General features: G+C 41.3%; 15 protein-coding genes and 3 pseudogenes. 15 read left to right on the top strand and 3 right to left on the bottom strand.

The genetic code is table 11. The annotated features are described in order from the left end of the window. From HT719_RS02980 to manA, 3 genes and pseudogenes are all read left to right on the top strand, one after another. Positions 1-157: pseudogene (locus tag HT719_RS02980) on the top strand (IS630 family transposase); the annotation flags it as partial. 3 nt (positions 158-160) lie between these two features. Beyond that, positions 161-403 (top strand): annotated as a pseudogene (locus HT719_RS02975) (family 1 glycosylhydrolase); the annotation flags it as partial. Positions 404-523: 120 nt separating this feature from the next. After that, positions 524-1,468 (top strand): mannose-6-phosphate isomerase, class I, encoded by a 945-nt coding sequence (manA, locus tag HT719_RS02970; RefSeq protein WP_138703398.1) that lies wholly within the window; start codon positions 524-526, stop codon positions 1,466-1,468. A 39-nt stretch (positions 1,469-1,507) separates the two neighbouring features. Here the strand turns inward: manA and HT719_RS02965 are convergent. Further along, a pseudogene (locus HT719_RS02965) lies at positions 1,508-2,844 on the bottom strand (sodium-dependent transporter). Positions 2,845-3,183: 339 nt separating this feature from the next. On the opposite strand from HT719_RS02965, the gene HT719_RS02960 reads away from it, so the two are divergent. Beyond that, complete coding sequence (locus tag HT719_RS02960) at positions 3,184-3,924, top strand: MerR family transcriptional regulator (protein ID WP_000274782.1); 741 nt, start codon at positions 3,184-3,186, stop codon at positions 3,922-3,924. Positions 3,925-3,966: 42 nt separating this feature from the next. Here HT719_RS02960 and HT719_RS02955 read toward each other — a convergent pair whose 3' ends face one another. Together HT719_RS02955 and HT719_RS02950 are read right to left on the bottom strand one after the other, a co-directional pair. Next, positions 3,967-5,142: an NAD(P)/FAD-dependent oxidoreductase gene (locus HT719_RS02955; RefSeq protein WP_172928183.1), complete on the bottom strand. Its 1,176-nt coding sequence runs from the start codon at positions 5,140-5,142 to the stop codon at positions 3,967-3,969. Positions 5,143-5,200: 58 nt separating this feature from the next. Beyond that, complete coding sequence (locus tag HT719_RS02950; RefSeq protein WP_172928181.1) at positions 5,201-6,046, bottom strand: DegV family protein; 846 nt, start codon at positions 6,044-6,046, stop codon at positions 5,201-5,203. Between the two features lie 124 nt (positions 6,047-6,170). Between HT719_RS02950 and HT719_RS02945 the strand changes: the two genes are divergently transcribed. The 11 genes from HT719_RS02945 to HT719_RS11500 all read left to right on the top strand — a co-directional run bounded on the left by HT719_RS02945 (position 6,171) and on the right by HT719_RS11500 (position 14,255). Further along, positions 6,171-6,728, top strand: coding sequence for a TetR/AcrR family transcriptional regulator (locus HT719_RS02945; RefSeq protein WP_049511386.1), 558 nt, complete (start codon positions 6,171-6,173; stop codon positions 6,726-6,728). Between the two features lie 18 nt (positions 6,729-6,746). Further along, positions 6,747-7,214, top strand: a complete 468-nt coding sequence (locus HT719_RS02940) for a cytidine/deoxycytidylate deaminase family protein (RefSeq protein ID WP_000136976.1) — start codon at positions 6,747-6,749, stop codon at positions 7,212-7,214. 88 nt (positions 7,215-7,302) lie between these two features. After that, positions 7,303-7,932, top strand: coding sequence for a uracil phosphoribosyltransferase (gene upp / locus HT719_RS02935; RefSeq protein WP_000515974.1), 630 nt, complete (start codon positions 7,303-7,305; stop codon positions 7,930-7,932). 173 nt (positions 7,933-8,105) lie between these two features. After that, positions 8,106-8,696 (top strand): ATP-dependent Clp protease proteolytic subunit ClpP, encoded by a 591-nt coding sequence (gene clpP, locus HT719_RS02930; RefSeq protein ID WP_000613465.1) that lies wholly within the window; start codon positions 8,106-8,108, stop codon positions 8,694-8,696. Positions 8,697-8,774: 78 nt separating this feature from the next. Further along, positions 8,775-9,023, top strand: a complete 249-nt coding sequence (locus HT719_RS02925) for a YlbG family protein (protein ID WP_050208016.1) — start codon at positions 8,775-8,777, stop codon at positions 9,021-9,023. Between the two features lie 102 nt (positions 9,024-9,125). Beyond that, complete coding sequence (locus HT719_RS02920) at positions 9,126-10,286, top strand: ABC transporter substrate-binding protein (protein WP_000726145.1); 1,161 nt, start codon at positions 9,126-9,128, stop codon at positions 10,284-10,286. A 116-nt stretch (positions 10,287-10,402) separates the two neighbouring features. Then, positions 10,403-11,272, top strand: coding sequence for a branched-chain amino acid ABC transporter permease (locus tag HT719_RS02915; protein WP_000941427.1), 870 nt, complete (start codon positions 10,403-10,405; stop codon positions 11,270-11,272). 3 nt (positions 11,273-11,275) lie between these two features. Further along, positions 11,276-12,232, top strand: coding sequence for a branched-chain amino acid ABC transporter permease (locus HT719_RS02910; RefSeq protein ID WP_000662286.1), 957 nt, complete (start codon positions 11,276-11,278; stop codon positions 12,230-12,232). After that, positions 12,232-12,996, top strand: coding sequence for an ABC transporter ATP-binding protein (locus HT719_RS02905; RefSeq protein ID WP_084358018.1), 765 nt, complete (start codon positions 12,232-12,234; stop codon positions 12,994-12,996). The genes HT719_RS02910 and HT719_RS02905 overlap by 1 nt, the downstream gene beginning before the upstream one ends. Further along, positions 12,996-13,706 carry an ABC transporter ATP-binding protein gene (locus HT719_RS02900; protein WP_084358016.1) on the top strand — a complete coding sequence of 237 codons (711 nt, stop codon included), beginning with the start codon at positions 12,996-12,998 and terminating at the stop codon, positions 13,704-13,706. Before HT719_RS02905 ends, HT719_RS02900 begins: the two co-directional genes overlap by 1 nt. Positions 13,707-14,063: 357 nt before the next feature. Further along, positions 14,064-14,255: a hypothetical protein gene (locus tag HT719_RS11500; protein WP_240156545.1), complete on the top strand. Its 192-nt coding sequence runs from the start codon at positions 14,064-14,066 to the stop codon at positions 14,253-14,255. Positions 14,256-14,290 lie beyond the last annotated feature (35 nt).

The following is a 14,290-nucleotide window of genomic DNA, read 5'->3' as shown; positions in this document are numbered from 1 at the left end:
GAAAGAAATTCGAAAACGAAGTTTCAAAAATAAGGCTTTCCAAACATTGGAAGCCGTCATTGATAAGCTTCAAGAAGTTATTCAAGGACTGGAAAAAAGCGTTTTAAAGTCCACTGTCAGCAGACAATGGACAAGGTTGCTTTTTGAAAACAATTGAGTATTAGAGGCCCACATCAAGGCCATGCGAGATGCCATTTACCAAGACGGGGTTGACTTGCTTGGTTATACGACTTGGAGATGTATCGATCCGGTTTCAGCTGGCACAGGGGAAATGAATAAGCGCTATGGCTTTATCTATGTAGATCGAGATAATGTAGGAAATGGGACTCTCAAACGTAGCAAGAAGAAGTCCTTCTATTGGTACAAGGATGTCATTGATAGCAATGGAGCAAGCATCGAGTAGAGCACATTTGTTTACTATTTTTATAAAATCTTCTCCCTGCTTTATAAGATTTAAAAAAGAGTTCAAATGGAACTCTTTTTTTGTTATAATGAAGGAAGAAAGATCAGACAGGAGAATAAAATGTCAGAACCATTATTTTTACAATCAGTGATGCAAGAAAAAATCTGGGGTGGAACCAAGCTACGTGATGAGTTTGGCTACGACATCCCAAGTGAAAAAATCGGAGAATACTGGGTCATCTCAGCCCATCCAAATGGTGTCTCTAAAGTTGCCAATGGTCGTTACGAGGGAACAGACCTAGCTATTTTGTATGCGGAACACCGTGAATTGTTTGGCAATCGTCCTGAGCCTGTATTTCCGCTTTTGACCAAGATCCTCGATGCCAACGACTGGCTCAGTGTCCAAGTTCACCCAGACGATGCTTATGGACTCGAGCATGAAGGCGAACTCGGAAAAACAGAATGCTGGTACATTATCGCAGCGGATGAAGGTTCAGAGATTATCTACGGTCACAATGCCAAGTCAAAAGAAGAACTCCGCCAGCAAATCGAGGACAAGAACTGGGATGACTTGTTGACCAAAGTCCCTGTTAAGGCTGGAGACTTCTTCTATGTACCAAGCGGGACTATGCACGCTATCGGGGCGGGTATCTTAATCCTTGAAACCCAGCAGTCTAGCGATACCACCTATCGCGTCTATGACTTTGACCGCAAGGATGACAAAGGCAACTTGCGTGAACTTCATCTTGAAAAATCTATCGATGTCTTGAACATTGGTGAGCCAGCAAATAGCCGTCCTGTAACTGTTAAAGCAGATGATTTGCGTTCCACTCTCCTTGTATCTAATGATTTCTTCGCAGTTTACAAGTGGGAAATTACTGGAAAAGTTGACTTTGAAAAGACAGCTGACTACAGCTTATTGAGTGTCTTAGCTGGTCAAGGTCAGCTAACTGTTGACGGGAAAAATTATCCAATTCAAAAAGGCAGCCACTTTATCCTACCAAGTGATGTTGAAGCTTGGACTCTGGAAGGGCAAGGTTTGGAATTGATTGTTAGCCATCCATAAAAAGAAAGGGCCTGAGTTCACTACTCAAGTTCTTTTTGATTACATAAATTGGGCAATGAAGACCACAATGATGATGATTGGAATGACGAAACGAAGAAACGAAGAAGGAAGAGCCAGACTTGGAACAGTCCTTGTTTCCATGCTCTTTCATCGAGATGGAGTTCCTCCATTGCAAGAGCCTTTTTAAAGATATAGCCTGTAAAAAGTGAAAGGTAGAGAGCTCCAAATGGTATGAGGAGATTGGAAACCAAGAAGTCCATAGCGTCAAAGAAGGTCTTACCAAAAATGTGAACATCCGCCATAACACCGTAAGATAGGGCTGAAGGAATGCCAAAGACAAAGGTCAAAATTCCTAAAATCACACTCCATTTGGCACGCTTGCTGTTATCCTGGTTGGTGACATTGCCCACATTGATCTCCAGCATCACGACAGAAGAAGTGACAGTCGCAAAGAGGAAGAGGACGTAGAAAATGGTTCCAAAAGGCATCTTGTCAAAGAGTTGAGGCAAGACGATAAAGAGCAAGCTCGGTCCCCCTTCAGACTGGATATTGAAGGGGGATCGAGCTTGGAAAATGGCGAGACCTGCCATGATGGATATCGAGATATTCATGGCTACGATGGAGATTCCTGACTGGACTAGATTGGTTTTCTTGTCCAAGTAAGAAGCATAGGTCAACATGACTGTAACCCCTAGTGAGAGGGCAAAGAAAGATTGTCCCAGAGCATAGAGGAGACCAGCGCTAGTCAGTTTTGAAAAGTCTGGTTTGAGGAAGTAAAGAACCCCTTCCATGGCATTTGGCAAACTGAGAGAGCGACCGATGATAAAAACAAAGATGATAAAGAGCAGAGGCATCATGACTTTCGAAGCTCTTTCAATCCCTTTTTGAACCCCACGTGATACAATGAAGATATTCAATAGGATAAAGGCTGCTTGAGCTCCCAGGGCAATGGCTGGATTTGAAATGATTGAAGTAAATAACTGAGCATAATCACCCGTTCCACCAATTTGGAACAATTTTCCAAACTCAATGCCTAGATAGACTAAAATCCAGCCGCCAATAACACTGTAGAAAGATAAGAGGATAAAGAGGGCAAAGGCACCAATCCAACCGATAAAGTTGTACTTACTATTCTTGCCTAGTTTTCCAAAGGTTTTGATTGCTGAGACACCAGCGCTTCGGCCGAGAGCAAATTCAGCTAGCAAAAGGGGGAAACCGATTAGAATAGTGGAAATGAGAAAGACCAGTAAAAAGCCTCCTCCACCGTTAGCAGCAGTCATATAGGGGAATTTCCAAACGGCACCAAGTCCGATGGCTGAACCAGCAGATGCTAGGATAAAGCCCGGTTTAGACCCCCATTGCGATTTTTCAGACATAGTTAAACTCCTAAAATTAGTGTTACAAAAGAAAAAGCTACTGCCCTTGGCAAATAGCCTCATCAGTACTCAAAATGAGCCTTTCTTTTGATTGATAGACTTGACTATCCTATCATGTTTTCTAAGGTCTGTCAAGAAAACCATTTTCATGTTATGATAAAGTAAAAAATTTCGCAAAAACGCTTGACTCTGACCTAAGGGGAGGGGTTATACTATCAGTGTAATACTCTTCGAAAATCTCTTCAAACCACGTCTGCGTCGCCTTACCGTACTCAAGTACAGCCTACGGCTAGCTTCCTAGTTTGCTCTTTGATTTTCATTGAGTATAAGGAGGAAATCATGTACCATATAAAAGAAGCTGCACAGCTTTCGGGTGTCTCTGTCAAGACCCTGCACCACTACGATAAGATAGGACTTTTGGTTCCTTTAAAGTCGGAAAACGGCTATCGAACCTACAGTCAGGAGGATTTGGAACGTCTCCAGGTCATTCTTTACTACAAATATCTAGGCTTTTCTTTAGAAAAAATAGCAGAGCTATTAAAGGAAGAAAGGACAGATTTATTGCCTCATTTGACCAGGCAGTTGGACTATTTGACTCGAGAAAGGGAACATCTGGATACCTTGATTTCAACCTTGCAAAAAACCATTCAAGAACAAAAAGGAGAAAGAGAAATGAGCATTCAAGAGAAATTTGCTGGATTTAACTACCAAGACCATCAAAAATACCACCAAGAGGCGGTAGAGAAATATGGACAAGAAGTCATGGACCAAGCGCTGGAGCGCCAGAAAGGTCACGAAGACGAGGCTACGGCTGCCTTCAACCAAGTTTTTCAAGCCTTAGCACAAAATCTTCAAGCTGGTCTGCCTGTAACAGCAACTGAAAACCAAGAGCAAACAGCCAAGCTCTTGCAAGCCATTCGTACTTATGGATTTGATTGTACTATTGAAGTATTCGGTCATATCGGTAAAGGCTACGTCTATAACCCAGAGTTTAAGGAAAATATTGACAAATTTGGTACTGGAACAGCCCAGTACACATCAGATGTCATTGCCCACTATGTCCAAACTCAAGCAAAATAAAATCGGAGGAGTAATCTTCCGATTTTTTCTATTAAAAGTTCTTTAATCATAATGCAGACTTCCCGCCACCCAGCCAGTACAGAGGGCAGAAGTGATGTTAAAGCCACCTGTGTGGGCGTTGATATCCATGACTTCGCCTGCAAAGTGGAGGCCAGGAACCAGCTTACTTTCAAGGGTTTTAGGGTTGATTTCCTTGAGACTGACACCACCTTTGGTGACAAAGGACTTGGCAAGAGACATTTTTCCAGTTACAGGAATTTTAAGTCCTTTAATGGACTGGACAAGTTGTTCACGTTCCTTTTCAGTCAGTTGTTTGACTTTGTCAGGATAGCCTTGCACAAAAAACTCTGCCAAGCGTTCTGGTAACAAGGTTTTTAAGGCATTTTTTAGAGCTTTTTCTCGATTTTCTTCTAGGAATTTAGCCAAGTCCTTCTCAGAAAGCTGAGGCAAAACATCCAGTGAGAGAATCTCCCCACCCTTGACAAAGCTAGACATACGTAGGGCAGCAGGGCCTGACAAACCAAAGTGGGTAAAAAGCAAATCGTGAGTGATGACACGCTTGCCATAACTTAGAGTCACATCATCCAGCGAAATCCCCTGCAAGGCCTTATGTGGAAAATCTGTTAATAAAGGACTTTCAGCAGCTTCAAGCTCGGTGATGGTGTGTTTAAAATGGCGAGCAATCTCGTGACCAAAACCAGTCGAACCAGTCGAAGGATAGGATTTTCCACCAGTTGTGACAATGAGTTTCTCACAAGTGAAGACTTGGTTAGCTGACTTCAGGACAAATTGCTCATCTACTTTTTTAACCGAAACAATTTCGGTTTGAGTAGCAATTTGACCACCTAGTTCAGTGATTTTCTTTTCCAAAGCTTCGATAATAGTCCGAGACTTGTCACTAGCTGGAAAGACGCGTCCGTGGTCTTCGACCTTAAGTTTAACACCATTTTCTGTAAAAAAGTTGATGATGTCATGATTATCGAACTGGGAGAAAACACTGTAAAGAAAGCGTCCGTTTCCAGGAATTCCAGCTAGTAGGTCGTCCAAGCTACCATTGTTGGTCACATTGCAACGTCCCCCACCAGTCCCAGCTAACTTTTTTCCAAGTTTCCGATTTTTTTCGATGAGGAGGGTTTTCTGTCCATAAAAGCTACTGGAAATCGTAGCCATCATACCAGCAGGTCCTCCACCGATGACAATAGTATCAAAATGTTTCATAGCTCTATTGTACCACAAAAAAACAAGAGATGATGGTTACCTCTTGTCAAGAATGCAATTAATCAATTTCATAGCCCATCAGCAGACCGCCATCTTCTGCATAGAAACTGCAGAGACCAGATGTTGGGAGAATTTTAATATCCGCCTGTGGGAAGGTTTCACGGATTCGGTCTGAAAGCTGTTGGCAACATTTCTCGTTATTGCGTTGGGCCATGACAATACGGCCACCAGCATATCCAGCTTTTACTAACTCATCATAGGCAGCTTGAACTGATTTCTTTGATCCCCTTGCTTTTTGTAGCAATTCGAGAGTTCCATTTTCACTAGCTTCTCCGACCATACGGATATTTAGAAGGCCAACGACCGTACCGATAAGCTTGCTCAAACGGCCGTTCTTCACCAAGTTATCGACTTTGGCTAGGACAAAGAGCAACTTAGTTTTTTCTTGATAGGCGGTGATAGCTTCAACCACTTCTTCAAAAGATAAGCCCTGGTCAATCAAGTCATTTAATTTTTCTACGAGCAAGTCAACTTCTCCACCAGCAGACAAACTATCAATTACATGAATCTTAGTGTCAGGATGTTCTTCCAGATAAATATTCTTGGCCAGTTGAGCACTATTGTGACTACCAGAAAGAGTACCAGTGATGGTTACTAGGAAAATGTTTTTGGCACCTTCAAATGCTCGCAAATAATCATCTGGGCTTGGACAAGCTGATTTTGAAGCTTCTGCGGTTGCATACATGGTTTCCATCATATGGTCAATATCAAGACTGGCATCATCAACAAAGACCTGATCAGCTACTTGAATGGTTAAGGGGACACTTACAAAGGTTGTGTTAATAGCTGGTGTTGGCAGTTGACGATAATCACAACCAGAGTCAGCAATAATCTTCCAAGTCATAGAAATTCTCCATCTTTGTCAGTTATACATTGACAAAGGTTCTGTCTTTTTTTACAATTATATCATGAAAACCCTTGAAACAAAAGCATCATCCGTCTGTTGTGACAAGTAGAAAGAAAATGTTATGTCTGAACGTAGAATCTCTGAAAAGTCTCTTGAAAATCTCAGAAAATCAAACCAAGAATCCAATTTATTAACCAGAGAAGCCATTGAAACAGCCCTCTTGCAACTCTTGGAAAAAAAGGAACTGACCAAGATTAGTATTTCTGAATTGGTCAAACGTGCAGGTGTTTCGCGTGCGGCCTTTTACCGCAATTATGACTCCAAAGAGGAAATTTTAGAGAGCGTCTTTAAACGGAGTGTCCACAATATTATGGAACAGCTGCATCATTACGATCTAAAGACAGACCTTTATCTGGTCTGGGTTCACCTTTTCCGAGAGGCCAGAAAGGAAGCCAGAGTGATTCAACTGGCCTTGGATTACCATCTGGAAAAAATCTTTGTCCAAGCCATGCAGGAGTTTCTGGAAAAATACCATGGAAAATCAAAAGGTGTCAGCTCTTATCTTCATTCCTTCTGGAGCTCGGCCATCGTCTCTGTCCTTCTAAAGTGGATCAAGGATGGCATGAAGGTACCTGCTGAAAAGATTGCGGATTTACGGTTACCATTTTTTAAAAAATAGAGAAATAGGAGAAAAGAGATGACTGAAAAAAGACTGGCCTGGGATGAGTATTTTGCAGCCCAAGCCCTACTAATTGCCAATCGTTCCACTTGTAAACGTGCTAAAGTGGGCGCGATTCTGGTAAAAGATAATAAGGTTATTTCCACTGGTTACAATGGTTCGGTGTCAGGAACTGAGCATTGTATTGATCACGAATGTTTGGTCATTGAAGGCCACTGTGTTCGCACCCTTCACGCTGAGGTCAATGCTATCCTTCAAGGTGCTGAGCGTGGTGTTCCCAAAGGCTTTACAGCCTATGTGACCCATTTTCCTTGTCTCAACTGTACCAAACAATTATTGCAGGTTGGTTGCAAGCGCGTGGTTTATATCAACCAGTACCGAATGGACGACTATGCCCAATACCTTTATCAAGAAAAGGGAACAGAATTGACTCATTTACCACTTGAGACAGTACAGACAGCTCTTAAAGAGGCAGATTTAATGTAAAAATTATCAAAAATAAATGGTTTAGAAAGATTTTTAAACCGTTTTTTGGTATAATGAGAAGAATAAATTGAAAGAAGGAATTCCAAAAATGGGAAAAATTGAAGTTATTAATCACCCGCTGATTCAACACAAATTGTCAATCTTGCGTCGTACAGATACTTCTACAAAAGCTTTTCGTGAGCTAGTAGATGAGATTGCAATGTTGATGGGGTATGAAGTACTTCGTGATCTTCCACTAGAAGATGTAGAAATCGAAACACCAATTACAAAAACAGTTCAAAAACAATTGGCAGGTAAGAAATTGGCCATCGTCCCAATCTTGCGTGCAGGTATCGGGATGGTTGATGGTCTCTTGAGCTTGGTTCCAGCTGCTAAAGTTGGCCACATCGGTATGTACCGTGATGAAGAAACACTTCAACCAGTTGAATACTTGGTGAAATTGCCTGAGGATATTGACCAACGTCAAATTTTTGTAGTAGACCCAATGTTGGCAACAGGTGGCTCAGCAATATTAGCTGTTGATTCTCTTAAAAAACGTGGCGCATCAAATATCAAATTTGTCTGCCTTGTATCTGCTCCAGAAGGTGTAAAAGCCCTTCAAGAAGCTCATCCGGATGTAGAAATCTTTACAGCAGCCTTGGATGAACGCTTGAACGAACACGGTTATATCGTTCCAGGTCTTGGAGATGCTGGAGACCGCTTGTTCGGTACGAAATAAGATCGAAAAGAAGATTGACTTGGAAAAGAATTTCCAGTCGTGAAAGGAGGTTGAGTTTTTGTTTCTGTCTAATGAAAACAGAGCAAAAATTTGACCTTTTTTGACCAAGATATTATAATAGTCTTATCTTCAGTCATTTGACCAACAAAAATAAAACTCAAAAGGAGAAATGAATGATTCCTGTAGTTATTGAACAAACAAGCCGTGGAGAACGTTCCTACGATATTTACTCACGTCTTTTAAAAGACCGCATCATTATGCTGACAGGTCCAGTTGAAGACAACATGGCCAACTCTGTTATTGCCCAATTGCTTTTCTTGGATGCCCAAGACAGCACAAAAGATATTTACCTTTATGTCAACACACCTGGGGGTTCCGTTTCAGCTGGTTTGGCAATCGTAGATACCATGAACTTTATCAAGGCAGATGTCCAAACCATCGTTATGGGAATGGCTGCATCTATGGGAACAGTCATCGCATCAAGTGGAGCAAAAGGCAAACGTTTCATGCTTCCAAATGCTGAATACATGATTCACCAACCAATGGGCGGTACAGGTGGTGGTACTCAACAAACCGATATGGCGATTGCTGCAGAACATTTGCTTAAAACTCGTAAAACCTTGGAAAAAATCTTGGCTGAAAATTCAGGTCAGTCAATCGAAAAAGTTCACGCAGATGCAGAACGTGATAACTGGATGAGTGCCCAAGAAACACTTGAATATGGCTTTATTGATGAAATCATGGCCAACAATTCATTGAACTAATGATGAAAGAAGGCAAACTCGACTGAGTTTGCTTTTTTTGGTATAATAGAGGGAGATTTCTTAGAAAGAGGATTTATCATGTTTGAAAAAGTCAATCGATCTGGATTGATTATCTATCTTTACTATAATCGTGATGCCAAAAAACTGCAGGATTATGGAGATATTACCTATCATTCCAAGAAACATCGTTACTTACAACTCTATGTTCCAACTCAAGAAGTGGAGCAATTGGCCGGACGCTTGAGCAAGGAAAAATTTATTAAAAAAGTTAGGGTTTGTCATATCCAAGAGTTGGAAACACCCTTTGTGGGCAATCTTTATCGATAGGAAAACGTTATCAGATAAAAATTTAAAGAAAAGTGTTGACAATTTTCTGATAATTCGATATATTCTTAACAGACTATTTAAGAAATAAGGAGACAAAAAAAGATGAAGAAAAAATTTGCCCTATCGTTTGTGGCGCTTGCAAGTGTAGCACTTCTTGCAGCCTGTGGAGAAGTGAAGTCTGGAGCAGTCAACACTGCTGGTAACTCAGTAGAGGAAAAGACAATTAAAATCGGGTTTAACTTTGAAGAATCAGGTTCTTTAGCTGCATACGGAACAGCTGAACAAAAAGGTGCCCAATTGGCTGTTGATGAAATCAATGCCGCAGGTGGTATCGATGGAAAACAAATCGAAGTAGTCGATAAAGATAATAAGTCTGAAACAGCTGAGGCTGCTTCAGTTACAACTAACCTTGTAACCCAATCTAAAGTATCAGCAGTCGTAGGACCTGCGACATCTGGTGCGACTGCAGCTGCGGTAGCGAACGCTACAAAAGCAGGTGTTCCATTGATCTCACCAAGTGCGACTCAAGATGGATTGACTAAAGGTCAAGATTACCTCTTTATCGGAACTTTCCAAGATAGCTTCCAAGGAAAAATTATCTCAAACTATGTTTCTGAAAAATTAAATGCTAAGAAAGTTGTTCTTTACACTGACAATGCCAGTGACTATGCTAAAGGGATTGCCAAATCTTTCCGCGAGTCATACAAGGGTGAAATCGTTGCAGATGAAACTTTCGTAGCAGGTGACACAGACTTCCAAGCAGCCCTTACAAAAATGAAAGGGAAAGACTTTGATGCTATCGTTGTTCCTGGTTACTATAATGAGGCTGGTAAGATTGTAAACCAAGCGCGTGGTATGGGAATTGACAAACCAATCGTTGGTGGTGATGGATTTAACGGTGAAGAGTTTGTACAACAAGCAACTGCTGAAAAAGCATCAAACATCTACTTTATCTCAGGTTTCTCAACTACTGTAGAAGTTTCAGCTAAAGCCAAAGCCTTCCTTGACGCTTACCGCGCTAAGTACAATGAAGAGCCTTCAACATTTGCAGCCTTGGCTTATGACTCAGTTCACCTTGTAGCAAACGCAGCAAAAGGTGCTAAAAACTCAGGTGAAATCAAGGATAATCTTGCTAAAACAAAAGACTTTGAAGGTGTAACTGGTAAAACAAGCTTCGATGCGGACCACAACACAGTTAAAACTGCTTACATGATGACCATGAACAATGGTAAGGTTGAAGCAGCAGAAGTTGTAAAACCATAATAGAAAAATGTTGAAATAGGGAATGAGCCTTTGACTCACTCCCTGTTTCGATGTTTAAGAACCTATCAAAAAGTGAGGGAAAAACCTCGGAATTATATATAGAAAGAGTGAATCTTATGCTCCAACAACTAGTAAATGGTTTGATTCTAGGTAGTGTTTATGCGCTGTTAGCCCTAGGATATACCATGGTTTACGGAATTATCAAGCTCATCAATTTCGCCCACGGTGATATTTATATGATGGGAGCCTTTATCGGTTATTTCTTGATCAATTCTTTCCAAATGAATTTTTTTGTAGCGCTTATTGTAGCGATGCTAGCGACAGCCATCCTTGGTGTCGTGATTGAGTTCCTTGCTTACCGACCTTTGCGTCACTCTACTCGTATTGCTGTTTTGATTACAGCTATTGGGGTTTCTTTCCTACTGGAGTATGGCATGGTCTATCTGGTTGGTGCCAATACTCGTGCCTTTCCTCAAGCGATTCAAACAGTTCGCTATGATTTGGGACCAGTTAGCCTAACAAATGTGCAGTTAATGATCTTGGCCATTTCCTTGATTTTGATGATTTTGTTACAGGTCATTGTCCAAAAGACTAAGATGGGGAAAGCCATGCGTGCTGTATCTGTAGATAGCGATGCGGCACAATTGATGGGGATCAATGTAAACCGTACGATCAGCTTTACCTTCGCTTTGGGTTCAGCTCTTGCGGGTGCGGCTGGTGTTCTGATTGCCCTCTATTATAACTCTCTTGAGCCTTTGATGGGGGTTACTCCAGGTCTTAAGTCTTTCGTTGCCGCGGTACTTGGTGGTATCGGAATCATTCCTGGTGCGGCTCTTGGTGGCTTTGTGATTGGTCTATTAGAAACTTTTGCGACAGCCTTTGGGATGTCAGACTTCCGTGATGCCATTGTTTATGGAATCTTGTTGTTGATCTTGATTGTCCGCCCAGCTGGTATCCTTGGTAAAAATGTGAAAGAGAAGGTGTAAGCGATGAAGGAAAATTTAAAAGTTAATATTCTATGGTTACTCCTTTTATTAGCTGGCTATGGCTTGATTAGTGTATTGGTTTCAGTCGGAGTACTCAATCTATTCTATGTACAGATTTTACAACAAATTGGAATTAATATTATTTTGGCTGTTGGTCTCAACTTAATCGTTGGTTTTTCAGGACAATTTTCACTTGGTCATGCTGGTTTCATGGCGATTGGTGCCTATGCAGCAGCTATTATTGGTTCTAAATCACCAACCTACGGTGCCTTCTTTGGAGCCATGCTGATAGGGGCTTTACTTTCAGGAGCAGTTGCCTTGCTTGTCGGAATTCCAACCTTGCGCTTGAAGGGGGACTATCTTGCGGTAGCGACTCTAGGTGTTTCTGAAATTATCCGTATCTTTATCATCAATGGCGGAAGCCTTACAAATGGTGCGGCAGGTATCTTGGGAATTCCAAACTTTACAACTTGGCAAATGGTTTACTTCTTTGTTGTGATTACAACCATTGCAACCTTGAACTTCTTGCGTAGTCCAATTGGTCGTTCAACCCTCTCTGTTCGTGAGGATGAAATCGCTGCTGAGTCAGTTGGGGTTAATACGACTAAAATTAAAATCATCGCTTTTGTCTTTGGTGCCATTACTGCGAGTATTGCAGGGTCACTTCAGGCAGGATTTATCGGTTCAGTTGTACCGAAAGATTACACTTTCATCAACTCAATCAACGTTTTGATTATTGTTGTCTTTGGTGGACTTGGTTCCATTACAGGTGCCATTGTATCGGCTATTGTTCTGGGAATTTTGAATATGCTTCTCCAAGACGTAGCTAGTGTGCGTATGATTATTTACGCTTTGGCCTTGGTATTGGTAATGATTTTCAGACCAGGTGGACTCCTTGGAACATGGGAGTTGAGCCTATCACGTTTCTTTAAAAAATCTAAGAAGGAGGAACAAAACTAATGGCATTACTTGAAGTAAAACAGTTAACCAAACATTTTGGCGGTCTAACAGCTGTTGGAGATGTGACTCTTGAATTGAATGAAGGGGAATTGGTTGGACTAATCGGTCCAAACGGAGCTGGGAAAACTACGCTTTTCAACCTCTTGACGGGTGTTTATGAACCAAGTGAGGGAACAGTAATACTAGATGGTCACCTTTTGAATGGAAAGTCACCTTATAAGATTGCTTCTTTGGGACTTGGACGTACATTCCAAAATATCCGTCTCTTTAAAGATTTAACAGTTTTGGACAATGTTTTGATTGCCTTTGGAAACCATCACAAACAACATGTTTTTGCTAGTTTCTTACGATTACCAGCTTTTTACAAGAGTGAAAAAGAATTAAAGGCTAAAGCCTTGGAATTGTTGAAAATCTTTGATTTAGATGGGGATGCAGAAACGCTTGCTAAAAATCTTGCCTACGGACAACAACGTCGTTTGGAAATTGTTCGTGCCCTCGCTACGGAACCTAAAATTCTCTTTTTAGATGAACCAGCAGCAGGTATGAACCCGCAGGAAACAGCGGAATTGACTGAGTTAATTCGTCGTATCAAAGATGAATTTAAGATTACGATCATGCTGATTGAACACGATATGAATCTGGTCATGGAGGTTACAGAACGTATCTACGTACTTGAATACGGTCGTTTGATTGCTCAGGGAACTCCAGACGAAATTAAGACCAATAAACGCGTTATCGAAGCTTATCTAGGAGGTGAAGCCTAATGTCTATGTTAAAAGTTGATAATCTTTCTGTGCATTACGGCATGATCCAAGCAGTCCGTGATGTAAGCTTTGAAGTGAATGAAGGAGAAGTTGTTTCCCTTATCGGTGCCAATGGTGCAGGTAAGACAACCATTCTCCGTACCTTGTCTGGTTTGGTTCGACCAAGTTCAGGAAAGATTGAATTTTTAGGTCAAGAAATCCAAAGAATGCCAGCTCAAAAAATCGTGGCAGGTGGTCTTTCACAAGTTCCAGAAGGACGCCACGTCTTTCCTGGCTTGACTGTTATGGAAAATCTAGAAATGGGAGCTTTTTTAAAGAAAAATCGTGAAGAAAATCAAGCTAACTTGAAGAAGGTTTTCTCACGTTTCCCACGTCTTGAAGAACGCAAGAACCAGGACGCAGCCACTCTTTCAGGAGGAGAACAACAAATGCTTGCCATGGGACGTGCTCTTATGTCAACACCAAAACTTCTTCTTTTAGATGAACCATCAATGGGACTTGCCCCAATCTTTATTCAAGAGATTTTTGATATCATTCAAGATATTCAGAAGCAAGGGACAACTGTCCTCTTGATTGAACAAAATGCCAATAAAGCACTCGCAATCTCTGACCGAGGATATGTATTGGAAACAGGGAAAATCGTCCTATCCGGAACAGGAAAAGAACTCGCCTCATCAGAAGAAGTCAGAAAAGCATATCTAGGTGGCTAAAACAATCCAGTGGATTGTTTTAGTCGGCAGATGAAGATTACGAAGTAATCATCAATATAGTCCGGGGGACCTTTTTAGCCGGTAGATTGAGATTACGAAGCAATCATCAGAATCCAGTGGATTGTTTTAGTCGGCAGATGAGGATTACGAAGTAATCATCAATATAGTCCTGGGGACCTTTTTAGTCGCTGAATAGAGATTGCGAAGCAATCATCCGAATCCGGGGGATCTTTTTAGTCGGTGGATGAGGATTACGAAGCAATTCTCATCTGCACTGGAAGGTTAGCTTCTGATAATTGAAATAAAATCGAATGAAAGGTATCTTACCTTCATTCATGGAGCTCGATTTTATACTCAATGAAAATCAAAGAGCAAACTAGGAAGCTAGCCGCAGGTTGCTCAAAGTACAGCTTTGAGGTTGTGGATAAAACTGACGAAGTCAGCTCAAAACACTGTTTTGAGGTTGTGGATAGAACTGACGAAGTCAGTAACTATACGCACGGTAAGGCGACGCTGACGTGGTTTGAAGAGATTTTCGAAGAGTATTAGGAGAAAAAGAATGAAAGAAATAACCTTTGACGCAT

This window comes from Streptococcus sp. k-378, assembly GCF_013277505.1.
GTDB classification, from domain to species: domain Bacteria; phylum Bacillota; class Bacilli; order Lactobacillales; family Streptococcaceae; genus Streptococcus; species Streptococcus pseudopneumoniae.
Note: the sequence above shows the minus strand (reverse complement) of the source record. Positions and strands in the feature narration are given on the sequence as shown.